This is a genomic window from Niastella koreensis GR20-10 (genome assembly GCF_000246855.1).
GTDB classification, from domain to species: Bacteria; Bacteroidota; Bacteroidia; order Chitinophagales; family Chitinophagaceae; genus Niastella; species Niastella koreensis.
In genome coordinates, this window is record NC_016609.1 from 495886 (window position 1) to 519065 (window position 23180).

Annotated in this window: 20 protein-coding genes; 9 read left to right on the forward strand and 11 right to left on the reverse strand. The window is 44.9% G+C overall.

What is annotated here, in order from left to right; genetic code table 11:
* Nucleotides 1–34 precede the first annotated feature (34 nt).
* The 3 genes from NIAKO_RS02005 (at nt 35) to NIAKO_RS02010 (ending at nt 4580) form a co-directional block, all read left to right on the forward strand.
* A complete protein-coding gene (locus NIAKO_RS02005; protein WP_014216719.1) occupies nt 35–2551 on the forward strand; it encodes a PIG-L family deacetylase in 2517 nt (838 codons plus the stop codon).
* Nucleotides 2552–2707: a hypothetical protein gene (locus NIAKO_RS38335; RefSeq protein ID WP_014216720.1), complete on the forward strand. Its 156-nt coding sequence runs from the start codon at nt 2552–2554 to the stop codon at nt 2705–2707.
* A gap of 133 nt (nt 2708–2840) precedes the next feature.
* Nucleotides 2841–4580 carry a sodium:solute symporter family protein gene (locus tag NIAKO_RS02010; protein ID WP_014216721.1) on the forward strand — a complete coding sequence of 580 codons (1740 nt, stop codon included), beginning with the start codon at nt 2841–2843 and terminating at the stop codon, nt 4578–4580.
* Between the two features lie 139 nt (nt 4581–4719).
* Here the strand turns inward: NIAKO_RS02010 and NIAKO_RS02015 are convergent, their stop codons facing one another.
* From NIAKO_RS02015 to NIAKO_RS02030, 4 genes are all read right to left on the reverse strand, one after another.
* Complete coding sequence (locus NIAKO_RS02015; RefSeq protein ID WP_014216722.1) at nt 4720–5673, reverse strand: bifunctional helix-turn-helix transcriptional regulator/GNAT family N-acetyltransferase; 954 nt, start codon at nt 5671–5673, stop codon at nt 4720–4722.
* Between the two features lie 109 nt (nt 5674–5782).
* A complete protein-coding gene (locus NIAKO_RS02020; protein WP_014216723.1) occupies nt 5783–6622 on the reverse strand; it encodes a DUF2911 domain-containing protein in 840 nt (279 codons plus the stop codon).
* Nucleotides 6623–6688: 66 nt separating this feature from the next.
* A complete protein-coding gene (locus NIAKO_RS02025) occupies nt 6689–8140 on the reverse strand; it encodes a carboxypeptidase-like regulatory domain-containing protein (protein ID WP_014216724.1) in 1452 nt (483 codons plus the stop codon).
* 45 nt (nt 8141–8185) lie between these two features.
* Nucleotides 8186–8779, reverse strand: coding sequence for an RNA polymerase sigma factor (locus tag NIAKO_RS02030; protein WP_014216725.1), 594 nt, complete (start codon nt 8777–8779; stop codon nt 8186–8188).
* A gap of 140 nt (nt 8780–8919) precedes the next feature.
* Here NIAKO_RS02030 and NIAKO_RS02035 point away from each other — a divergent pair, with 140 nt between their 5' ends.
* Both NIAKO_RS02035 and NIAKO_RS02040 read left to right on the forward strand, forming a co-directional pair.
* Complete coding sequence (locus NIAKO_RS02035; protein ID WP_014216726.1) at nt 8920–9981, forward strand: T9SS type A sorting domain-containing protein; 1062 nt, start codon at nt 8920–8922, stop codon at nt 9979–9981.
* A gap of 59 nt (nt 9982–10040) precedes the next feature.
* Complete coding sequence (locus NIAKO_RS02040; RefSeq protein WP_014216727.1) at nt 10041–11045, forward strand: T9SS type A sorting domain-containing protein; 1005 nt, start codon at nt 10041–10043, stop codon at nt 11043–11045.
* Nucleotides 11046–11142: 97 nt separating this feature from the next.
* Here the strand turns inward: NIAKO_RS02040 and xerD are convergent, their stop codons facing one another.
* Nucleotides 11143–12045, reverse strand: coding sequence for a site-specific tyrosine recombinase XerD (xerD, locus tag NIAKO_RS02045; protein WP_014216728.1), 903 nt, complete (start codon nt 12043–12045; stop codon nt 11143–11145).
* 124 nt (nt 12046–12169) lie between these two features.
* Between xerD and NIAKO_RS02050 the strand changes: the two genes are divergently transcribed.
* Entirely contained in the window at nt 12170–12742 is a 573-nt protein-coding gene (locus tag NIAKO_RS02050; RefSeq protein ID WP_014216729.1) for a YkgJ family cysteine cluster protein, read from the forward strand.
* On the opposite strand, the gene NIAKO_RS02055 is transcribed toward NIAKO_RS02050, so the two are convergent.
* Nucleotides 12733–13092 carry a YraN family protein gene (locus NIAKO_RS02055; RefSeq protein ID WP_014216730.1) on the reverse strand — a complete coding sequence of 120 codons (360 nt, stop codon included), beginning with the start codon at nt 13090–13092 and terminating at the stop codon, nt 12733–12735. The genes NIAKO_RS02050 and NIAKO_RS02055 overlap by 10 nt on opposite strands.
* A 35-nt stretch (nt 13093–13127) precedes the next feature.
* Here NIAKO_RS02055 and manA point away from each other — a divergent pair, with 35 nt between their 5' ends.
* Complete coding sequence (gene manA / locus NIAKO_RS02060; protein ID WP_014216731.1) at nt 13128–14348, forward strand: mannose-6-phosphate isomerase, class I; 1221 nt, start codon at nt 13128–13130, stop codon at nt 14346–14348.
* A 75-nt stretch (nt 14349–14423) separates the two neighbouring features.
* Nucleotides 14424–14993, forward strand: a complete 570-nt coding sequence (locus NIAKO_RS02065; protein WP_014216732.1) for a DUF6580 family putative transport protein — start codon at nt 14424–14426, stop codon at nt 14991–14993.
* Between the two features lie 197 nt (nt 14994–15190).
* Here NIAKO_RS02065 and NIAKO_RS02070 read toward each other — a convergent pair whose 3' ends face one another.
* The 5 genes from NIAKO_RS02070 to NIAKO_RS02090 all read right to left on the reverse strand — a co-directional run bounded on the left by NIAKO_RS02070 (nt 15191) and on the right by NIAKO_RS02090 (nt 21879).
* Nucleotides 15191–18091, reverse strand: coding sequence for a DEAD/DEAH box helicase (locus NIAKO_RS02070; RefSeq protein WP_014216733.1), 2901 nt, complete (start codon nt 18089–18091; stop codon nt 15191–15193).
* Nucleotides 18092–18317: 226 nt separating this feature from the next.
* On the reverse strand, nt 18318–18785 hold the full coding sequence (gene rnhA / locus NIAKO_RS02075; RefSeq protein WP_014216734.1) for a ribonuclease HI: 468 nt from the start codon (nt 18783–18785) through the stop codon (nt 18318–18320).
* A gap of 35 nt (nt 18786–18820) precedes the next feature.
* Nucleotides 18821–20449, reverse strand: coding sequence for an acyl-CoA carboxylase subunit beta (locus NIAKO_RS02080; protein ID WP_014216735.1), 1629 nt, complete (start codon nt 20447–20449; stop codon nt 18821–18823).
* A gap of 133 nt (nt 20450–20582) precedes the next feature.
* Entirely contained in the window at nt 20583–21248 is a 666-nt protein-coding gene (locus tag NIAKO_RS02085) for an O-methyltransferase (RefSeq protein WP_014216737.1), read from the reverse strand.
* Nucleotides 21241–21879, reverse strand: coding sequence for a hypothetical protein (locus NIAKO_RS02090; protein ID WP_014216738.1), 639 nt, complete (start codon nt 21877–21879; stop codon nt 21241–21243). Before NIAKO_RS02090 ends, NIAKO_RS02085 begins: the two co-directional genes overlap by 8 nt.
* 152 nt (nt 21880–22031) lie before the next feature.
* Here NIAKO_RS02090 and NIAKO_RS02095 point away from each other — a divergent pair, with 152 nt between their 5' ends.
* The gene (locus NIAKO_RS02095) at nt 22032–23111 is read left to right on the forward strand and encodes a DUF3810 domain-containing protein (RefSeq protein ID WP_014216739.1); all 1080 of its coding nucleotides are present in this window, start codon (nt 22032–22034) and stop codon (nt 23109–23111) included.
* Nucleotides 23112–23180 lie beyond the last annotated feature (69 nt).

The window sequence follows — 23180 nt, forward strand, 5'->3', positions numbered from 1 at the left end:
TTGCCCCCGGTTAATACTCAAAACAATACGACGAATGAATGAATTATACCCCAGGCGATTGCTTATATTGCTTGCATTACTGTATGTGTTACCCGTATCGGCACAAACGCCCCCTTCTTATACTTCGGCCGATATTTTTCTGCAATTAAAGAAATTGAAAGTATTAGGGTCGGTGCTGTATATGGCAGCCCACCCGGATGATGAAAATACCCGTTTGCTGGCCTGGCTGGCCCGCGATCGAATGTACCGCACCGGTTATTTATCGCTCACCCGCGGCGATGGCGGGCAAAACCTCATTGGCGACGAACAGGGCATTGACCTGGGGTTGATCCGCACCCAGGAATTACTGGCGGCCCGCCGTACCGATGGCGCTGAACAATTCTTTAGCCGGGCCTTTGATTTTGGGTTCAGTAAAAGCACCGATGAAGCACTGGAAAAATGGGGAAAGGAAAAGATCCTCAGCGATGCGGTTTGGATCATCCGTAAATTTCAACCCGATATTATTATTACCCGTTTCCCGGAAGACAGCCGGGCCGGTCACGGCCATCACTCTGCTTCTGCAGTGATTGCCCACGAAGCTTTTAAAGCAGCAGCCGATCCCAATCGTTTTCCCGAACAATTTAAATACGGCGTTCAGCCCTGGAAGGTAAAACGCATAATGTGGAACACGTTCAATTTTGGCAGTACCAATACAACCAGCAACGACCAATTGAAAATAGAGGTAGGTGGTTACAACGCGCTGGTAGGAAAAAGTTATGGCGAAATAGCTGCCGAAAGCCGCAGTATGCATAAGAGCCAGGGTTTTGGTGTGCCAGGCGGCCGCGGCGCCCAGTTGGAGTATTTTACGCTCACTGAAGGCGAGCCTATGCAAAACGACCTGATGGATGGCGTGAATGTAAACTGGTCAAAAGTAGAGGGTGGCGCAGAAATAGATGCACAGATAGATGATATTCTTAAGAACTATTCATTGGCAGAACCGCAGAACTCGATCCCTGCCCTGGTGAATTTATACAAATCGTTACAGGCATTGAAAGATGGCTACTGGAAGAAGCAGAAAATGGAAGAAGTGCAACGCCTGGTAGAAGCCTGCAGCGGCTTGTGGCTGGAAGCAAGCACCAATAATGAAATGGTTGTACAGGGAGATTCAGTTAAGATCAATATCGTGCTCAACAATCGCCTGGGGGTACCCATGCAATTGAATAAGATCAATCTCGATGTGCTGGACACCACCCTGAATATGAGCCTGGATAAGAACCGGAATATAAACCTGCAAAGGACTTTCTATGTGTTTACCACCAAACCCATTTCGCAACCATACTGGCTGGAAAAGAAAATGGGCGATGGCTCTTTTACCGTAGACGACCAGCAATCGATAGGCAAACCGCAGAACGATGCGCCTTACCAGGCCCGCTTTGACGTGGTTATTGCCGCACAAACTTTCTCCTTTACCAAACCGGTGCTGTATAAACATACCGACCCCGTGAAAGGAGAATTGTATGAACCACTGGTAGTAGTGCCTTCATCTACTGTAACCACAGACCCCAGCATTATTATTTTCCGTAAAGGAGAAAAGCAGGCTGCTGAAGTTGCCATTACTGTAACCGCCAATAAAAAATTTACCAACTACAAAGCCAGCATCTCAAAACGGCTCTCGTATAGCAATACTACCAAAACCGACAGCAGCTTTAATATGTTGCCCGGTACGCAACGGGAGTATATTTTCAACATCGACAACAGCATGCTGAAGGAAAAAGAACAGGATTTTGTGCAGGCCTTTGTTGAATTGAAAAACGGCACAGAAGAACAACCGGCTTATTTAAATTTGAACAACATCCGGTACGATCATATTCCTTACATCCATTACTTTTACCAGGATGCCATCAAGGTGTTGAACATAGATATCAAAACGGTTGGTAAAAAGATCGGTTATATTGAAGGCGCAGGTGACAAAGTAATCATTTCACTGAGGCAGATGGGATATGATGTGACGGTGCTCGATGAAAAAGACATTACGCCCCTGCAATTAAAACAGTTTGATGCCGTGATCACCGGTGTACGTGCTTACAATGTGCACGAATACCTGGAAGGAAAGCATGAAGTGCTGATGGATTATGTAAAGAACGGCGGTAACCTCATTGTTCAATACAATACGGCTAATAATATAAGTTCAGTATCTTCAAACATAGGGCCCTATCCCTTTACTGTTTCACGCAGCCGGGTTACCGATGAAAAAGCAACTGTAAACTTTACCTTGCCCGACCATGCGGTGTTGAACTATCCGAATAAGATCACAGCTAAAGATTTTGATAACTGGGTACAGGAAAGAGGTATTTATTTTGCCGAACAATTAGATCCCGCTTATGAGACGCCCCTGTCAATGGCCGATCCGAATGAAAAAGAACAGAAAGGCAGCCTGATCATTGCCAACTACGGTAAAGGTAAATTTGTATATACCGGTCTGGTGTTCTTTAGGGAATTGCCGGCTGGGGTGCCCGGCGCCTACAGGTTGCTGGCCAATATTATTGCATTAAATAAAAAGAAGGGTTTTTAGATGACTCCATTATCAAAGCGTGAATGGTTTTTCATTGTAGCTATTGGGTTAGGGCTTGTGCTGGGCAAACTGATCAAGAAAATGACTGTAGGGCTGGCGTTAGGATTTTTACTGGTGATTATGGCATTCGCGGTTGTTTCTAATAAAAAGAAATAATAGATCAACTCATATATATGGCAACTGAGGAAAAAATACCCGTGTTTAAAAAGTGGAGTTACTGGTACTGGCTGGTGATCGGGTTCCTGTTGTTACTGATAGTGCTGTTTTATTTTTTCACAAAACACTTTGCATGAATTTTTCCCGGTTAGACTGGACAGTACTTGTGCTTACCCTGCTGCTCATTATTGTGTATGGGGTATATCGTAGTCGTACGTCAAAAAACCTGGAAGGGTATTTATTAAGCAACCGGCAAATGCCCTGGTGGATCGTGTTGCTGAGCATTATGGGCACCCAGGCCAGCGCTATTACTTTTTTAACTGCGCCGGGCCAGGCCTATAGCGATGGAATGCGGTTTGTACAATATTATTTCGGGCTGCCATTCGCCATGGTTGTGGTGTGTATTGCCTTTGTGCCCGTTTTTCATAAACTGAAAATATTTACCGCCTACGAATACCTGGAAACACGGTTCGATTTAAAGACCCGTTTGCTAACTTCATTTTTATTCCTGCTATCACGAGGCATTGGAACCGGCATCAGCATTGTTGCCCCTGCTATTGTATTACACAGTATGCTTGGGTGGGATATTACCTACACCAATTTATTCATGGGCGGTCTGCTGATCATTTATACAGTAAGCGGTGGCGCCAGGGCAGTAGCTTATACGCAGCAATTGCAGTTCATAATTATTTATGCAGCTATGTTTATTGCCGCCTGGTGGGCATTGAAAATGTTACCGCAGGGCATAGGCATTACAGAGGCTTTGCATATCGGTGGCAAATCGGGCCGGTTGAATGTGATTACAACAGGCTTTACTGAAAAAGGGTTCGACTGGAAAGACAAATACAACATCTGGAGTGGGGTAATTGGTGGTTTCTTTTTAGCCCTCAGTTATTTCGGTACCGATCAAAGCCAGGTAGGCCGTTATTTAACGGCTCGTAACGAACAGGAAAGCAAGATCGGCTTGCTGTTGAACGGATTGGTAAAAGTGCCCTTGCAATTTGGCATTTTGCTTATTGGGGTTTTCTTATTTGCCTTTTACCAGTTCAATAAAGCGCCGGCTTATTTTAACCTGGCACAGGAAAAAACCGTGCAGCACAGTGTAAATGCCAAAGAGTTTGCCGCCGCCAACCAGCAATTCCAGCAGATCCAAAATGAAAAGAGAAATACGGTAACAGCATTGGGCGCTGCCTTAAAACAGGATAATAAACCGGAAGTTGATCAGTTAAGAACCCGGTTACAGGGTCAGCAGCAACAGGCCCAATTGGTTCGCGATTCCATTCAGAACATTGTAAAGAAAACCATTCCCGAAAGCGAAGGCAATGATACCAACTACATTTTTTTACGGTTTGTAGGCGACTATTTACCCAATGGCTTGGTGGGACTTATCATTGCAATCATCTTTCTGGCATCGTGGAGCAGTATTGCGGCGTCATTACATGCGCTGGCATCCTGCACCATGGTTGACTTTCATAAGCGTTTGTCAAAAAGACCGGCTACGCCATTGCAGGAATATCGCTGGTCGCAAACCTATGTCTTGATCTGGGGACTGTTTTGTATTGTGGTAGCCCAGTTTAGCTATAACCTGGGCAACAGTTTAATTGAAGCCGTGAATATTCTCGGTTCCTGGTTTTATGGCACCATCCTGGGCATTTTCCTGGTTGCCTTTTACCTGAAAAGGGTAGGAGGGCATGCCGTTTTTGCCGGCGCCATCCTGGCCGAAATAATCGTAATAGTTGTTTATAGTTTTAAACTGTTTTCGTTCTTGTGGTTAAATGTGATTGGCGCTGTTTGTGTTATCGTGTTTGCCGGGTTGGCCCATGTATTGTTCTTTCGGCAATCGGCAGTGGGAAAACCAGCCATAAGCCATTAACTTTAAGCTATAAGCAAATATAGGCTGAAAGCCGAAAGCATTACCGCCTTTATCAACCTTATCAACTCAATCAACCTCGTTTTTAATTCAACTTAGCCTTCTTCCAACTTGTCAACATGTCAACCTGTTAACTCGTCAACTAAACCAACGCCAATTCCATCTGAATATTACACCGTTCGTAAGGCGTTGCTCTTCTTACTACTTTCTGAAATCCTAATTTGTAATAGAGATTGACAGCAGGTTGTAATACCGTATTGCTTTCGAGGTAAAGCTTTTTCGCACCCAGCGATCTGGCTTTTTCAGCTACAGCTTTACCCAACAGCCAGCCAATGCTTTTGCCCTGTGCAGCCGGCGATACCGCCATCTTGGCCATTTCATATTCATAATCGGGATCATCCATTTTCATCAGGGCGCATACGCCAACGGGTTCGCTGTTATACAGCGCTACGAAAATGTGCCCCCCTTTATCAATGATGTTCTTTTGCGGATGGTCAAGCGCTTTATGATCGGCCGCTTCCATTTTAAAATATTTCGAGATCCATTCCTCATTTAATTGTTTAAAGGCCTCCTGGTAAGCGGGCGTATAATCCACGATCTGTACATCCTGGCTTTCGCGCAGCTTCTTTTGTTCCTGCACCCTGCGTAATAATGATTTCTGGTTTAATAAAAATTCCCATTCTTCTATAGCCTTCCAAAGATCGTAGTGGGTTTGCGAAAGCGCGGCTTCAATAGCAGCGGTCACATCGGTGTATTGCGGGGCAATATCTTTTATAATCTCTTTTCCTTTTTTTGAAAGCCCCACTACCGTTTTACGGCCATCCTGCTTGTCATTTTTTTCAATAACCAGACCCTGTTTCACCATTTCCCTGATGATAGTACTTACCGATGGGTGCGAATGGCCAATCTCCTCGGCAATAGCCGTGATTGTTTTTTCGTTGCCCTGCGATAAGGCATGAAAAACCGGGAACCATTTAGGCTGTAAGGCTACATTGTACATTTTGTAAACCTGGCCCGCATCCTCTGTAATCTGATCGCTTAACCGGCGCAGCCGGCTACCGAGCGCCATTTTGCCGGCATTGTTATAGAAGTCCATTGTTTAATTAATTATGTAATTGATTACGTAATTTAAGACATTGTTTTATTCCAGCCAAAAAAATGGGCCGTCCTGCAAAGAACGGCCCATCTAATAATATGAATAATAATTACTTAAGGGTAACCAGTAATTTTTGATTCAGAGTTACATAATCATCGTTCTTGGCTTCTTTTGCCAGCTCGATTGACTTGTTTGCTGATTCAATAGCATCCTGTTTTTTACCCAGTTTGGCCATACAATTGGCACGTTGGTAATAAGCCCAAAATGCTTTGGGATTTTGCTGTACCGATTTGTTGAACCACTCCAGCGCCTTGTTCAGGTCCTTGCCATTATCCATGTAATACAGGGCTGCATTAAAATAAGGCGTTTTTGCATCATCGGTTTTCAGTGCCTCGTTTATCTGGGCCATTACTTTGCTGTCTACATCAGTTGTGACGGGCAGGACCACCTCTGTTTTGTCCCACATCATATGCAATTCAATGGTGCTTGACGTTACATTGGCAAACTGCATGGTAAAATTTTCTGCTTTATCTTTTACGCTCATGGGTTTGGCCTGCACACGTACAACATCATTCTCCTGTTTGTAGGCAGCAGGTTGGGTAACATCCAGCTGTTTGGTGATGATGATGGTCCAGGAATCTTTGTCGGGAATAGTTAATAAGCCATATTTGCCCGCAGGTATTTTGGTGCCCCCAATTGATACTTCATCAGCAAAGGTAAGCGTGGTAGCGCCGTTGGCGCCGGTACGCCATACTTTGCCAAAAGGCACCAGGTCGCCAAATATTTTGCGGCCTTTCATGCCCGGGCGGCTGTATGACAGTTCAATAGAACCGAGACCGAAATCCTGCTTAATGGTTTGTGTGCTCGAAGGAGCGGGTGTTTTTAATTGTGCGTTGGTAGCAATAGCAAACGCAAGCATGCATACAATCAAACATGTCTTTTTCATCATTCATGAATTTGCGCGAAAGTAAGCTATAATAGAATGATACCGGGAGAATGTTGGATGAACGGATCATTAAAATCGCACGATCACTGTTACCCTTGCTTTGCGTACTTTTTTCATTAACTTCCAGGAAGGACCTTGCATAATAAGCCGGATGGCTTCGTCGTCACACGCTTTGGAGAGCGATTGTTCTATTTTGAATCCGGATAATTCTCCTTTTTTATTTACCTCAAAAGAAACAATTACCTGACCAGGGGAGGTGTTGTTGACTGTTGGTTTCTTGTTTTTTTCGAGGTATTGTTCAAACGCAAACCAACCGCCTGTTGGTTCTGCATCGTTTACAATATTGTTGGGCAATTTATTGGCAATGGCAGCTTTATATTTGCTTACTCCAAGGTCGTTTGAAGCAATGGCTGCATTGGCCGGCTGCAGTTGTAACTGGTTCATGGTGGCATTGTTTTCCAACCTGAAATTCTGGGTGCCATAACCTGCTACGTTCACTGCCACATCTACTACCGAATCGGACACCGGTATTTTAAAGAAACCGGTTTTATCAGTAACAAAATTATTGTTGTTTTTGGGGAGCTGCAGATACGCATTGGCAATAGGGTTACTGTTTTGGTCTGTTACCTGCCCTTTAATAACACCAGTGAGGTCATTGCTAATGTCTTTTGCTTTTTTAAGGCTGTCCTTTCCTCCAATGGTTATCAGTTCTGTTTCCCGGTCTCTGTAAACATTGTTATAGGTCGATTCTTTTTTGGCCCTTCTAAGTTGGGGCATAGAACCGGATGCTACCGGGGGTGCGGCTGCTTCCTGTTTTGCAACACCCAGGTCATTATCAGCTTCTTTTGCTCTGCCCCAATAAGAAACATTGCCCTGTTTAACCGTATCCTGATTGGGGCTCGTTACAGTGATCTCGTTTTGTACGGGGGCGGCGGCAGCCGGAGTTGGTTCGGGTTTCTTTTCCTGAACCAGAACCTGGTCATTTGCTGGTGTTTTGCTATAATAACTTCCTGTAGCGACAGGTACTTTATTTTTATGCGCCTCAACAGTTTTAGCCGGTGAAGAATCGGTGCTTACGGTAGCCGTATTTTCATCCGGTAAAACAGGCGCGGCTTCCTGTTGCCGGCTCTTGTATTCTTCTGTTTTGGCAATTACCGGGGCGCTGCTTTTTTCTTTAGAAGAATCTGACAGCAGGCTATAGATCCATACCCCCACAATAATCACCACCACGGCGGCTGCAGCTGCCTGCCAGTACCGGAATGGCTTAAACGCCACCACATTGGCCGAAGGGGTGGTTTTGGCCTGAAATTGCTGTTGTAATTGTTGCAGCTGGCCAGTTACCTGGTTTTCTTCATGTTCGTCAAAAGCCTGTTGCAGGCCTTCTATGGCATCGGCCAGGAACGGGTCATCCAGCGCCGCTTTTTCCATAGCGTGCATTTCCCGGGCAGACAGTTTCCCCTGCACATATCGCTGGATATCTGCTGCCGTGTACTGGATAATATGTTCCTTATTGTGATTCATAACAGGAGGAGGTTTCAACCTTACCCCTTATTCATTTCTAATTCTTCATTTCTCGTTTCTCATTTCCAATTCCACACCCTTTTCCATACATATCTTCAAATTGCGCCGGCCATTCTGGATAAAGCTGCGAACTTTATTCCATTCAATCCCGGTTTCTTCGGCAATTTCTTTATAGCATTTATTTTGCAGGTAGAACAATTCTACCGATTTCTTTTGCTCCGTTGACAGGGTTTCCAAACAACGTTCCAGCTTTTGCAGGTTCTCTTCCTTCAGCTGTATGCCATTCAGATGCATTTCTTCTTCCAATTGCATACTGTCTGGATTAAATTCTGTTGTTTTCAGGTTTTTAGGGGTACGTAACTGCATGAGGCAGTGGTTTTTAGCCAGGGTATACAACCAGCTTTTAAAATTGTCCACCTCGTGTTTGGGCAGCTTTACCACCAGCTCCTCAAAAATTTGCATAACGGCGTCCTTGGCCGTTTCAGGCTGTTTCAGGTATTTCAGGCATACGCCGTACAGGAGGTCCATGTACCGTTGAAAAAGAACAGCCAGCACCTCCATGTTACGGGAAGTGCGGAACAGGGCCACCAGCTCTTTATCTGGTAACTCATTGGTTGGTATGTTCTTTATAAATGCCACCGACGGCTAAAATTAACAAAAGATACAGTAAGTAGCGTAGGTATTTGATAAGATGGTTGAACCGGGCAGGGGGCAATTTTTTTGAATCGCCCGTATGTAATTTTTTGAGCGGCTACATCTACCTGATAAATACTTGCTATATGCCAAAATCCTTACTCCTGAACATCCCCGAACCCTGCCACGAAAACTGGCAGAACATGACGCCACAGGAACAGGGCCGTTTTTGCGGTTCCTGCCAAAAAGTAGTGGTGGATTTTAGTGTGATGACCGATAAAGAAGTGCTGGAGTATTTTTCAAAAGCCAGTCAGCAGGTATGTGGCCGTTTTGCAAACGACCAGTTGAATAAAGAATTGACCGCACCGCCCACCCGCAAACGGATCACCTGGGTATATGTTTGGAATGTATTGTTAGCCTCCGTGTTGGTAACCAAATCTTACGCCCAGGGTAAGCCTCAGGTAAAAAAGCCGCCGGTTATTAAAACTACGTTCAAAGGAAATCTTACGATGGGTGAGTGGGTTGTTAATCCAGTTGATGCTGTTATTCCGGTAAAGATGAAAGGTGTAGTGCTGGATGCGCAGACTAACCAGCCGGTATCCGGGGCCAGTATTAGTATTAAAAGCACGCTGAATGGCACAAGTGCCGATACCGCGGGTAAATTTCAATTGCGTGTGGAAAAGAAGAACACCCTGGAAGTAGAGGTTAGTGCTATTGGTTATGAAAAACAAACCCTATTGCTGTTTAAAACGGCTAATTGGGAGAATATACAGGTATCGTTAAAACCGGCTTTTGACAATTTAGCGAAGGTAACCGTGAGTGGCTATGGGTTAATTTGCAGGAAGAGCTATACCACAGGGCTGGTAACAATAATTAAAGAAGCAGTAATAAGAGATACCATTAATAGCGATTATATAGATAAATGGAAAAGCACTGTTTTGAAAAATGAAGTGACAATTTATCCAAATCCCGTAATGCGTGGCAACGCCATTCAGGTAAAATTGAGTCTGCCCCAGGAAGGCGAGTACAGGCTTGAATTACTTAGTACGACCGGACAGGTAATGCTGATCCAACCCCTGTTTATGCAAACAAAAGCACAACAGATCGATCTGTATACCCAAACAAAATGGAGTGCCGGTATTTATTATGTCCGCATTTCATCACCCAAATCAAAGAAAGTATTTGAGGGAAAAGTGATGTTGCAATAATTGTTGTTTGATCGTATGGAATTTTAACCCGGTTTGCATCTATAACTAAACAGTGCCTTATGTCAAAAGCTATACAAATACGAATACCCGAACCCTGCCACGAAAACTGGCAAAACATGACGCCACAGGAACAGGGCCGTTTTTGCGGATCGTGCCAAAAAATAGTGGTTGATTTTACCTTAATGACCGATGCAGCGCTGCTGGATTATTTTGCCAAAGCGTCTTCCCATACCTGTGGCCGGTTCTTCAACGATCAATTGAATAGGGACCTGAAACCAACAGCAATCAAAAAGCGCTATGCCTGGGCGTATGTATGGAACATAGTGCTGGCTACTTTTTTAGTAACTAAGACAGATGCGCAGGTAGTAAAGAAAAAAACGCCGGAAGTACTGCTTCCCGATAAAGCGCCAATAACACAGGGCGAAATCGGCACGGTCGAAATAAAATTGCCAAAGACCAGGGAGCTAAAAGGTGTTGTATTTGACAGTAGTATTACCAGGCATCCATTGGCCGGCGCCAGCATTTCTGTGAAAGACCAGTCAATAGGCACCGTTTCCGATTCATTAGGGAATTTCGGTTTGATGATCGAAGATGATAGACCCGTTGATCTGATCATATCGTACATTGGTTACACTACCCAAACGGTGACGATTGATGGCAGTACCAATTGGACGAATGTAAAAGTGAATATGTCGGCATCGGACATCTCTGATCATATATTTTCGGGCGGCGTTGTAGTTGTTGCTTATAAGAAGCCTAAAAAGAAAATCGTCAATGACTGGAAACCTGCCGTCCTGAAAAAGGATATCAAAATATATCCCAATCCGGTGGTGAAGGGCAATACAGTTCGGGCCAATCTTTCCTTAAAACAGGCTGGTGAATACAAACTGGAATTGATGAATATGCAGGGCGAAGTAATGAGCGTACAAAAATTGCAAATGATAACAAAAGAACAAGCGGTTACCATTCCAACCCAAAGCAGCTGGGCGCCTGGTATTTATGTGATGCGCATTACAGCTCCGGGGGTAAAAAACGTATATCAGTGTAAAGTGTCAATACAATAATCTCTTTTCTGAATACAGGGTTTTCTCAGGTTCCAATGAGTAGTGATTATTTTCTATTTCATGGTGTTATACCGGCTGCAAAGCCGGTATATTTATTTTACCCCTTAAACGCAGGATGAAACTGTTGTAACGTATCCCTGAGGAATTCACGGTCTAAATGCGTATATATTTCAGTGGTGGTGATGCTTTCGTGGCCCAGCATTTCCTGTACGGCGCGCAGGTCGGCGCCGCCTTCTACCAGGTGAGTGGCAAACGAATGACGGAAAGTATGGGGTGAAATGTTCTTGGTAATGCCGGCTTTCTTCACCAGGTCTTTCAGCATCAGAAAGATCATTACGCGGGTAAGCCTGGCGCCGCGGCGGTTCAGAAACAGGATGTCTTCATGTCCCTTCTTAACCGGCACATGTACGCGGATGTCTCTTTTATAGATGGTAATATATTTTATGGCCGATTCTCCAATGGGCACCAGGCGTTCTTTATCGCCCTTACCGGTTACCCGTATAAACCCAACATCCAGGTACAGGGCCGATATTTTCAGGTTTACGACCTCGCTTACCCGCAACCCGCAGCTGTACATGGTTTCCAGGATGGCCTTATTGCGGCCCCCTTCGGGTTTGCTCAGGTCTATTTCTGCAATGATGGCTTCTATTTCGTCAAACGTCAGCACATCGGGCAGGGCGCGTTTCAGCTTGGGCGTTTCCAGCAGGGTAGTGGGATCTTTGACAACAATATTCTCAATAAGACAGTATTTATAGAACGAACGGATGCCTGAAATGATCCGGGCCTGTGAGGTTGCCGTCATGCCCAGTTCGCCCACCCAGCGAATGAACTGTTGCAGATCGGGCAGGGTAACATTGGCCGGGCTCGGCACATTGTTCTTTTCCTGCAAAAACTGGGTCAGTTTGTCAATGTCGCGCAGGTAGGCTTCCACCGAGTTATCGGAGAGCGATCTTTCCAGTTGTAAGAATGCCTTGAATCCTTTTTTATAAGGGTCCCACATAGTATCAGGTTAAAACAAAATTGTGCCGCATCAACAACGCTGCTGGCCCGTAACAAAATTTGCTATATTCGTTGCTCAAAAATAACGGTTCCCGTTCATTGGCCACTTAAAATCAATTGCCGCTATGTTGATGAGTCTTCTCAGGATGAAACGTAAAATGCAGGCCAACCGCCCTGCTTTCAGACGGTTCCTTACCAAACTGGAAAAGAATCCGCCCAAAAAGCTGGATGCCATGGCCGTGGAAATTGATAAGGAAGTGTGGGCGGAAACCGATTGCCTGGCCTGCGCCAATTGCTGCAAAACCATGACGCCTACCTTTACCAACACCGATATTAAACGCATCTCCGCCCATCTTGAAATGACCGAAGAGGCTTTTAAAAAGAAATGGTTGAAGAAGGACCGTGCCGGTGACTGGATCAACACCGTACAACCCTGTCAGTTCCTGAATTTGAAGGATAACAAGTGTTCCATTTATGAAGTAAGGCCAAAAGACTGTTCAGGCTTTCCACACCATACCCGCCGCCACATGGTCGATTATATGCACGTGTTCAAACAGAACATTGAATACTGCCCGGCCACGTTCCGTTTGGTAGAAAAGATGATTGAAAAGGTAAATGGGGTTGAAGCAGAAACTGCTGCCAAACCAGATGCTGTTGTGAGTAAGTTGAAAGAAGAAGGCAAAAAGCGTCATAAATAAACGTCTTCTATAAAAAAGAATTCGGGCGGCTGGTCTTTTAACAATGTAATTGATAAGATATTGAATTGCACCTGCCGCCATTGTGGATTCTTGCGCATATAGGCATCGGCACTGCGGATCATGCTGTTTATTTTCTTCTTTGATACGCTTTCTTCAGGATAGCCAAAGAGCAGGTTGGTCCTGGTTTTTACTTCTATAATGTGCAGCACCTGGTCGCGGCTTGCAATTACGTCCACCTCAAACCGGGCGTAGCGCCAGTTGCGGTCTAAAATGGTAAAGCGCTGCTGCTGCAGGTAATCAACAGCCATGTCTTCCCCTTTTTTACCGGTGTCATGATGCTGATAGCTCATAGCATTTTTGTATAATTGCAAATTACTGAAGTTCTATGTCGAATAATACTAAAATATACAAACTCGAAGGAAAGGTTCAGCATTATACCTGGGGTGGCATGGATTTTATTCCCGCCCTGTTGCACCTGACCAATACCGATAAAAAGCCTTTTGCCGAATACTGGATGGGCGCGCATGACAATGTGCCTTCTGAAGTGGTGCTGCCAAACGGTAGCAAACAACCGCTGAACGCTTTTTTAAAACAGGACGCGGCTGCTTTATTGGGTGGGCCTGTTAACCAGCGTTTCGGCCGGTTGCCTTACCTGTTTAAAGTGCTCGATGTAAAAGACATGTTGTCTATCCAGGTGCATCCCAATAAAAAAGCGGCTGAATCGGCTTTTGCTGCCGAGAACATGAAAGGCACGCCGCTGAACGCATCTAACCGCAATTATAAGGACGATAACCACAAGCCTGAGCTAATGCTGGCGTTGAGCGATTTCTGGCTGTTACATGGCTTTAAATCGCCCAGGTCGCTGGTGACCATCCTCATGCAAACCCCCGAGCTGCAGTTCCTGGTGCCGGTTTTTGATGATAAGAATTACCATGCGTTGTACGAAATGGTAATGACTATGGACCAGCAGGAGGTGGAAGAACATTTGCAGCCCCTGCTCGATCGCATAGTTCCCCTGTATGAAAAGGGATTTTTAGACAGGAGCCAGGAAGATTTCTGGGCTGCCCGCGCTGCTAAAACATTTTGCGACGCCAATAAAATCGACCGCGGTATTTTTTCTATCTACCTGTTTAACCTGGTGAACCTGAAACCGGGTGAGGCCATCTTCCAGGATGCCGGCATTCCGCATGCTTACCTGGAAGGACAGAATATGGAGATCATGGCCAATTCCGACAACGTATTACGCGGTGGCCTTACCAATAAATACATCGATGTACCGGAGCTCATGCACCATACCAGGTTTGAACCGGTAATTCCCGACATCTTAAAAGGAACTGCCGGTACCTTGGCGGGCGAAACTGTATTCCCCACACCAGCAGCCGATTTTGAATTGCGCAGGCTGGAACTGAAAGCCGGAACACCCGCATCGCTAACCGCTGCTACTGCCGATATCTATTTCGTGTATGAGGGAGCGGTAAAAGCTGATGATGGAACCACTGAAATTGCATTGGGTAAAGGCGACACGTTGCTTGCCACCGCAGGCGCTGCATTTACCTTGCAGCCATCACAGAATACGGTGATTTTCAGGGCTACTGTGCCTCAATAAAGGGCTTATGCGGCTGATGAAGCTCATTATGATATGTGTAACTTTTAAATTAACTTTGTAGATATTCTTTTAGATATGAAAATCAATAAATCAGATCTCTGGGTACTGGTAATAATGGTTGTAGTAGCTGCTTTGTACCGGGCTATTCCTGGCCGTCCTGCTGGTTTTGCCCCGCAACTGGCGCTGGCATTTTTCAGCGGTGCTATTTTAAGGGATAGAAAATTGCTGGCTTTTACCTTGCCGTTGTTGAGCCTGTTTATTTCCAACATAATATACCAGGCGCTGCATAACGCAGGTCTTTCTTCTATCTGGGGTATTTATCCCGGCATGTGGATCGATTACGCCGCCTACGCTTCTGTAACGGTATTTGGGTTCTTTATGAAGAAGATCAATGTAATGAATGTATTACTGACCGCATTTGCGGCGCCCACTTACTTCTTTCTGCTGAGTAATTTCTTAACCTGGACTGGCTTGAACGGCTACAATATGTATCCTAAAACGTTTATTGGTTTATTGGATGCTTATGCCGCCGGATTGCCATTCTACCCTTATAGCGTATTAAGTACTGTTTTATTTAGCGGCGTGCTGTTTGGCAGCTGGTATTTTGTTAACCACCGTTCGCTTACACCGGTTGTTGCTGCGTAGTAAATAAATAGTAAAAGATGTTGATGGCCTCCCGATTGTATCGGGAGGCTTTTTTGTGCCTGGCAGGGACTTAAGAATAAATATATGTCAGGGACGAGTCAGATTGTACTGGAATAGCCGGAGTATTGCCTGAGGGTTAGTACTGTATGCGCCTTTACCTTGGCCTACTGGAGGGTATTTTTACCGTACAAGAAGCCTTATTCATTGAGTAAAGAAAGCAGTTCGGCCTTTGAAATGCCGTTCAGGTAGGAGGTGGCTGTCCTGATAAGCTTATCAGACAGTTCTTTTTTGGTGTTTTGCAGTTTTACAATTTTCTCCTCGATGGTGCCGGGGGTAATCAGACGAATAGCCACCACATTCTTCTTTTGACCAATGCGGTAGCTGCGGTCGATGGCCTGGTTTTCTACAGCCGGGTTCCACCAGGGATCAACAATGTACACATAGTCGGCAGCGGTTAAATTTAGCCCGGTTCCACCGGCTTTTAAACTAATTAGAAATACGCGGATGCCGGCTTCGTTCTGAAAATTATGAACCGCCAATTCCCGGTTCTTGGTTTGGCCTGTGAGGTATTCAAATGCAATATTCCTGGCTTCCAGTTCTTTTTTTATGAGGTTGAGCATGCCCACAAACTGCGAAAAAATAAGGATCTTATGCTGGGGCGATTTGCTTTCTATCTGGTCCAGCAACATTTCAATTTTGGCAGAACCGTCACCCTGTAGTTTTTCATCTTTCAATAACTGCGGCGAATTACAGATCTGTCTAAGCCGGGTAAGTCCTCGCAGCACGTGCATACTGTTTCTCGAGATCTCCTCATTGGTGATGTCGGTCAAAAAGTCGCGCAACTCTTTTTCACAGGTATCGTACACGTTGCGTTGTTCTTCACTCATGGGACAGTAACAGATCATCTCCGTTTTATCGGGCAGTTCGGTAGCCACTTCTGCTTTGGTTCTTCTTAAAATAAAAGGCGCCACTTTCTTTTGTAACTCAATTGACCTGCGTTTTACTTTAAAGGTATCTATAGGTGTTGAATAAATATGTTTAAAGTGCTGTTTACTGCCCAATAAACCCGGACAGGCAAATGACAACTGGGCGTACAGATCGAAAGTATTGTTCTCGATGGGCGTACCGGTAATGGCGATTTTATTTCTTGATTTCAGCAGGCGCGCGGCCTGGTACCGTTGCGATTCAATGTTTTTGATGTTCTGCGATTCGTCGAGAAACACATAATTGAAGGTATAATGTTGCAGAAAGGTAATATCTGAGATCAACGTTCCATACGAGGTTAAAATGATCTCATACCCGTTGAACGAGTTGGTATTTTTTTGCCGGTCTGCATTGTATAAAGTCAGGATTTTTATAGAAGGGGCAAACTTTTGTACTTCATCCTGCCAGTTGAACAGGAGAGAAGTTGGTACCACCAGCAGGTTGGTATTTTGTTTTACTTTATTTCTTTGTAATAAAATAAATGCGATGATCTGGATGGATTTACCCAAACCCATATCATCGGCCAGAATGCCGCCGAAATTGTAATCATCAATAAAGTTCAACCAGTCAAGGCCGTGGTGCTGGTATTTGCGCAGGGAGCCATTGAACTCATCCGGCACCCTTACTTCTTTGATGGTGGTGTTAGTGGCTATTTTATCGGTGTACATCGCCAGTTCTACCTTTACCTCCGAATCGAGCATTTGTTCCTCGTACAGTTTTTTTACTTCCGAAAAATTGATCTTGGGTGTAATGAGGCTATTATCGATTATTTCGCCCGAAGTAAAATAGTCAGCCAGTTTTTCTATCCATTGTTCGGGCAGAATGCCCAGCGTGCCATCACCTAATTGAACGTATTTATTTTTATTGCGAACCGCATGTTGTAACCGCGTAAGGGAAGCGGTTTGGTTACCAAACCCTACTTTAATATCTGTTGAGAACCAGTTTAAGCCGCTGGTGACTTTTATGTTCACCTTAGCCCGGTGGCTGTTTAATTTGTTCCCTTTTAGCTGGTTAAATCCGTAAATGGAGATGCCTTCCTTTTCCCACACTTCAAAAGCGGTAAAGAACCATTCTTCTTCTAAAAAGCGGTTTTTATGCAGGTAAAAATGGCGAAGGTCGTTATCGAGCTGTTCCAGGAAATCGGGATGTTGTTTTATGAGCAGGGCGATGAAACCGGTTTCGGCCGGTTCATTCCGGTACATGGTTTGAATTTTGCCGTCTTCATCGGTGATATATAACTGCCGTTTGGTGCGAACCGGAATTTCAACATTACCATATTTCATTACCGGGTCAATGATCACATAGTTGCCCAGTTCGCTTAAGTAAATTATTTTTTCCTGGCCAGAAGGAATGCCGGTTTGTATTACCTGTTCCGGAATGGGTGAAAGGCTGTCGGGGTACCGGATGGGCAGGTAGTCGGCCAATGGCGTTAAGATGGTTTCCTGAAATGATTTGAACTTTGATTCATGAATGCGGATAAGCCCATTGGTACGCATAAAGAACCGGATCACATTAATCAAATGAAAGTTGCCAATGGTATACAACGTATCGCCAAGGTGAAAAAAATAATCGTATTTGATGCGCAGGTCGTTCCAGTTGTATTCCTTCCCGTCGATGGCGGCCTGCAGCGTTAATTCATAAAAAGGTTCGGCCCATTGCACCCACAATGAAAGGTCATTTGCCAGCGGGCCCATGGTAACCGGCTGAATAGAGCCAGCAACGATCTTCTCTGAAAATTCGGGATTGTGATAATAGAAATCCAGTTGTAACGGATTCTTTACAATCGTTTTTAGCGCTTCCAGATCGCTGGCCGTTCTGGCAGCTGTTGGATTGTTTTGAAAACGGGCAATGGCAGAAAAGAACCTGGCCGCGATAACATCCGTTGTTCTCAGGGCCAGGTCGAGCGGATTGACCGGCGTTAACGGGTTTTTTATTTTCCCCGCCTGGCTTATTTCCGCCTGGTATAATTCAATACATAATTGTTTATGGAACTTGTATTGTTTTAAAACAATAAACAGTTTTGCATTGCCCGAATCAGTAATGCTTACCGGGATCGATGGCTCTTCCTTCGGCAATAGTTGCTGAAAGTCGCTCATAAATTCTGGTGTGGCCATAGGATCTTTATAAATCGTGAATCGGCAGAGAAGACAGCTTCAAGCCACAAGCTGTAAGCTGTAAGCAAATACAGGCATAAAGCTGAAAGGTAAAAGCTGAAAGCAAATACAATTCCGGTTTTGGCTTTTGCCATTAACCTTTAGACTTTAACCCGTTATCTTTACTTCATCATTCGATATTCAATATTCTGTATTCGCTCTTCTTCCTGATCAGCCGGTCAACTGGTTAACCTTCAAACCCTTCATCATTCAACAAATTCCCTCCATCCGCAGCGGCGGTAGCCAATTGATCACAGCGGTTATTAAAAGGGTTATCGGCATGCCCTTTAACCCAAACAAACCTGAGTTGATGCTTTTGCATCAATTTATAAAAGCGGGTCCATAAGTCTTTGTTCTTTTTGCCGCCTTTGAAATCCGTGGCGATCCAGTTTTTCAGCCAGCCTTCCATCACTGCTTTTACTACATACTGGCTGTCGGAATAAATGGTGATCTTCAAACCTTCTTTGTTCAATGCTTCCAGCGCCGCAATTACCGCCATCAACTCCATGCGGTTATTGGTGGTGCGGCGGTAACCACCTGACAATTCCTTGCGGCTGCTTCCCCATTGCAAAATAGCCCCATAACCACCCGGACCCGGGTTACCACGGGAAGCCCCATCAGTATAAATAACCAGTTCTTTATTTGTAGTAGCCAAAATGAATACAGATTATAATTTGAGCCGGCAATATACTATACCTGAATGACACCCGTATTAAAAGGTGGGATCTCGGGATTGTGACTGGCTGCGGCCAGGCTTTCTGAAATAATTTGCCGGGTTTGCGCCGGATCTATAATGGCATCAACCCACAGTCGGGCTGCTGCATAATAGGGCGTGGTTTGTTTCTCGTACCGGCCTTTTATATCGTTCAATAATTTTTGTTCATCTTCAGGCGATACTTCGCTGCCTTTTGCCTTCATGGCGCTTACCTGGATCTGTAACAGGGTTTTGGCAGCCTGTTCACCACCCATAACCGCAATCTTTGCATTAGGCCACGCAAAAATAAAGCGTGGATCATAAGCCTTGCCGCACATGGCATAATTACCAGCGCCATACGAATTACCAACAATAACCGTGATCTTAGGCACTACCGAGTTGGCCACCGCGTTCACCATTTTAGCGCCGTCTTTTATAATGCCGGAATGTTCGCTGCGCGAACCTACCATAAAGCCGGTTACATCCTGCAGGAATACCAATGGTATTTTCTTCTGGTTACAGTTCATAATAAAGCGGGCCGCTTTATCGGCGCTGTCGTTATAAATAACGCCGCCCATTTGCATTTCGCCTTTGGCGCTTTTCACCATCATGCGCTGGTTGGCTACAATACCAACAGCCCAGCCATCGATGCGGGCATAGCCGCACAAAATGGTTTTGCCATAATCCTGTTTGAATTGTTCAAATACCGAGTCGTCGGTTATTTGTTCAATGATCTGCAGCATATCGTAGGGGCGGGTAGAGTCGGCAGGAATGATGCCATAGATGTCTTCCGCTTTCTTTTTTGGCGCTTTTGGCGTGCTGCGGTCAAAACCGGCTTTGGGGGTGTGCCCCAGCTTCGACATGATCTTTTTAACCTGGTCAAGACATTCTTCTTCGGTCTTGAATTTATAATCGGCAATGCCGCTGATGGCATTATGGGTGTCTGCGCCGCCAAGTGTTTCAGCATCTATGGTCTCGCCAATGGCTGCTTTTACCAGGTAGGGACCTGCCAGGAAAATAGAACCATTTCCTTCCACCATCAGGGTTTCATCGCTCATAATAGGCAGGTAAGCGCCGCCTGCTACACAGGCGCCCATAACCGCAGCTATTTGTGTAATGCCCATGGCGCTCATGCGGGCATTGTTCCTGAATATTCTGCCAAAATGTTCTTTATCGGGAAAGATCTCGTCCTGCATGGGTAAGAACACGCCGGCACTGTCAACGAGATAAATTACCGGCAGGTGGTTCTCCATGGCAATCTCCTGCAGGCGCAGGTTCTTTTTGCCGGTGATGGGAAACCAGGCTCCTGCTTTTACGGTTTGGTCATTGGCCAGGATAACGCATTGCCGGCCGCTTACATAACCAACGCCGGCAACGGTGCCGGCAGAAGGGCAGCCGCCCTGTTCTTCATACATCTCCCAGCCGGCAAAGGCGCCGATCTCTACAAACGTTGTATTGGGATCGAGCAGGTAATCGATACGTTCGCGGGCCGTTAATTTGTTTTTTTCTTTCTGTTTGGCAATCGCTTTTTTACCACCTCCCAGGGCTACCTGTGCAAAACGTTGTTTCATTTCGCTGAGGGCCCGTTTTATAACGTCCTCGTTGCGGTTAAACTCAAGATTCATGTAGTTAATGTGATAATGTGATAATGTGATAATTCGATAATGAAATACAGGGCAGTCAGCTCTGTAAATAAAATGGCTAACGCGCAGCACTCACGTAAGCTGTATTCCATTATCATATTAGCTAATTAGCTAATTATTTTACTATGGCCAAAGCCATTCCATCGTATTCTTTTACACCTACCATTTGAAGAATGGTGGCGTCAACGGCGGTATTGGCGCCCAGCATGGCATTGAAACGTCTTGCGCCCTGTACAGCAGGCTCCGTACTGTTTTCATCCAGCACTTTGCCATCACGGATCACATTATCGGCCACGATGAGTGTACCGGGACGTGATAACCGAAGCGCCCATTGAAAATATTCGGTGTAAGGTGGTTTATCGGCATCGATAAAGATCATATCAAAAGGTCCGGCGCCTTCTTCCACTAATTGCGGTAATATGTCAATTGCTTTACCGGTTCTGATCTGTACTTGTGAAGTAAGGCCGGCCCGGTCGATATTTTTTTGTGCAACGGCCGCATGTTTGGGGTCATATTCAAGGGTGATGAGCCGGCCGTTTTTGGGTAAGGCCCGGGCCATCCAAATGGTGCTGTAGCCTGCCAGTGTGCCCAGCTCCAGGATATTTTTTGCCTGGCACAATTGGGCCAGTAATTGCAGAAACTTGCCCTGGTTGGGTGATACGCTGATGGCAGGCATGCCTGCTTCGGCTAATGAATTGGTGGCGGCAAGCAATGCATCGTCTTCGTAACCCAGTAAATCGCTGATATAATGGTCAACGGATTCAAAAATTTGATTATTCATTTTTTAATTCCGGTATTTGTTTGATAGAATCTATAAAGCCTGACATGTTGGTTGCCCGGTTGAAGGTCTTCAGTTTTTCCTGGATGGCAGGATATTCTGAGAAAAAGGGTAATAGTCTTTCTTTCGCCTCGTCATATCGCTTTTCCCGCATATTTATGTACACCGGAAAAGCTGCGAACTCCGGTTTATTGTCCTTTGTTTTTTCGAAAATAAGATTGGGATAGGAGGAGTAACCGTTCCGCAGCGGATCATACCCATTGTACAACACGTAATAAACATTGATCTTGCCGGTATATATGATCTGGCCAAACATGTTTTTCAGTTTCGACATCTTGTTTAACACAGGGTAATCCTCGCCATATATTTCAAGGTTAGAAAGCATTTTAAAATGCAGGGTGTCGGTGGTAAATCCCTGCAGATCGGGGATCTGGTATTTCTCCTCAACGGCGTCGTTGTTCATTTTAAACCTGAGTTTTTCGGAAGGATCAGGGAACCATCTTATCAATCCCGTTTTGCGGGAACCGTCTTTAAGAATAATGGTGCCGGCAACAAAATTTTTGATAAATGGATAGTTCTGAGCGCTTACCGAACAGGTTATGAACAGGCAAACAACAATAATTAAACTTTTCATAGTACTATTGTTGTGGTGAATTTAAGCAAAATATGCTAATTTGATAATTGGCTGATGTGCTATTAAGAAATGCTTAATTTCACACGATTATTTTGATAATCAAGAACCAATTAGCACATTAGCTAATTAGCATCTTAGCTAATTAACAATTTATGTGGAGGAAAAAAACTGCCTGGTTAATCTTGTTAGGCCTGGCCATTTTCATTAAAATCTTTTCTTTATTCCCGGATGCAGTTGAAAAATATTATGCATCAGGGTTCTATCCTGTTATATCAAAACTGCAACGCATTTTATTGGGCTGGCTGCCGATCAGTGTGGGTGATATTTTTTATGCATTGGTAATTGTGTGGTTAATAAACAGATTGTATAAGACCATCAGGCGCGTTGCAAAAAAACAAACCAATAAAAAGTACTGGTTACAGGCCCTGGCGCAACTGGGTTTTATTGTGCTGGTGGTGTATGTATCTTTTAATTTGTTATGGGGATTGAATTACAACCGGCGGGGGGTGGCTTACCAGTTAGGTTTAAAGGTAGAACGTTATTCCAAAGATGACCTGGTGCAGGTGATGCGGCAGGTGGTTTCCCGGCTGAATGCATTGGATTCATTGTCCCGGGTAAACCGCGAAGCCCTGTTACGGAAAAGGAATTTGTTCAATGGCGCCACCTCAGCGTACGATCAGCTGGCGCGTAATGAGCCGCATTTCACGTATTCTTTCAGCTCTGTAAAACCTTCTTTATACAGTTACCTGGGAAATTATCTGGGGTATACCGGGTATTATAACCCATTCAGTGGAGAGGCGCAGGTAAACACTACGGTGCCTTTGTTTGTACAGCCTTTTACAACCTGTCATGAAATTGGTCATCAGTTGGGATATGCCAGGGAGAATGAAGCCAATTTTGCGGGATATTTATCTGCCCGTTCCTCGCAGGACCCGTTGTTCAGGTACTCCGTGTATTTTGACCTGTACAGCTATTCCAGGTTTTATTTGTATGCCCAGGATTCGGTAACTGCGAGGCAGCTCGATGCCGAACTGTCACCAGGCATTAAAACCGATTACCATGAATTGCGGGAATTTGTAAAAAAGTACCGGAACCCCATGGAGGAAGTTATCGACCACCTGTATGGGCAATACCTGAAGGCCAATAATCAGCCAGGCGGTAAATTAACTTACAATGAAGTAGTAGCCTGGCTGGTGGCGTATTATAAGAAGTTTGGAGCTGAAGCAATTTAGTCAATGTGATAATGAGATAATGAAATACAGGTCGGTCGCTCAGTAAATAAAATGGCTCACGCGAAGCAC

What these genes read in the sequence shown, in the direction of transcription:
- NIAKO_RS02085 (WP_014216737.1), bottom strand. Translation starts at nt 21,248, where the DNA reads ATGAATAATCAAATTTTTGAATCCGTTGACCATTATATCAGCGATTTA.
- NIAKO_RS02070 (WP_014216733.1), bottom strand. Translation starts at nt 18,091, where the DNA reads ATGGCCACACCAGAATTTATGAGCGACTTTCAGCAACTATTGCCGAAG.
- NIAKO_RS02095 (WP_014216739.1), top strand. Translation starts at nt 22,032, where the DNA reads ATGTGGAGGAAAAAAACTGCCTGGTTAATCTTGTTAGGCCTGGCCATT.
- NIAKO_RS02005 (WP_014216719.1), top strand. Translation starts at nt 35, where the DNA reads ATGAATGAATTATACCCCAGGCGATTGCTTATATTGCTTGCATTACTG.
- NIAKO_RS02055 (WP_014216730.1), bottom strand. Translation starts at nt 13,092, where the DNA reads ATGAGCTATCAGCATCATGACACCGGTAAAAAAGGGGAAGACATGGCT.
- NIAKO_RS02065 (WP_014216732.1), top strand. Translation starts at nt 14,424, where the DNA reads ATGAAAATCAATAAATCAGATCTCTGGGTACTGGTAATAATGGTTGTA.
- NIAKO_RS02035 (WP_014216726.1), top strand. Translation starts at nt 8,920, where the DNA reads ATGCCAAAATCCTTACTCCTGAACATCCCCGAACCCTGCCACGAAAAC.
- manA (WP_014216731.1), top strand. Translation starts at nt 13,128, where the DNA reads ATGTCGAATAATACTAAAATATACAAACTCGAAGGAAAGGTTCAGCAT.
- NIAKO_RS02010 (WP_014216721.1), top strand. Translation starts at nt 2,841, where the DNA reads ATGAATTTTTCCCGGTTAGACTGGACAGTACTTGTGCTTACCCTGCTG.
- NIAKO_RS02080 (WP_014216735.1), bottom strand. Translation starts at nt 20,449, where the DNA reads ATGAATCTTGAGTTTAACCGCAACGAGGACGTTATAAAACGGGCCCTC.
- NIAKO_RS02015 (WP_014216722.1), bottom strand. Translation starts at nt 5,673, where the DNA reads ATGGACTTCTATAACAATGCCGGCAAAATGGCGCTCGGTAGCCGGCTG.
- xerD (WP_014216728.1), bottom strand. Translation starts at nt 12,045, where the DNA reads ATGTGGGACCCTTATAAAAAAGGATTCAAGGCATTCTTACAACTGGAA.
- NIAKO_RS02040 (WP_014216727.1), top strand. Translation starts at nt 10,041, where the DNA reads ATGTCAAAAGCTATACAAATACGAATACCCGAACCCTGCCACGAAAAC.
- NIAKO_RS02090 (WP_014216738.1), bottom strand. Translation starts at nt 21,879, where the DNA reads ATGAAAAGTTTAATTATTGTTGTTTGCCTGTTCATAACCTGTTCGGTA.
- NIAKO_RS02050 (WP_014216729.1), top strand. Translation starts at nt 12,170, where the DNA reads ATGTTGATGAGTCTTCTCAGGATGAAACGTAAAATGCAGGCCAACCGC.
- NIAKO_RS02020 (WP_014216723.1), bottom strand. Translation starts at nt 6,622, where the DNA reads ATGATGAAAAAGACATGTTTGATTGTATGCATGCTTGCGTTTGCTATT.
- NIAKO_RS02025 (WP_014216724.1), bottom strand. Translation starts at nt 8,140, where the DNA reads ATGAATCACAATAAGGAACATATTATCCAGTACACGGCAGCAGATATC.
- NIAKO_RS38335 (WP_014216720.1), top strand. Translation starts at nt 2,552, where the DNA reads ATGACTCCATTATCAAAGCGTGAATGGTTTTTCATTGTAGCTATTGGG.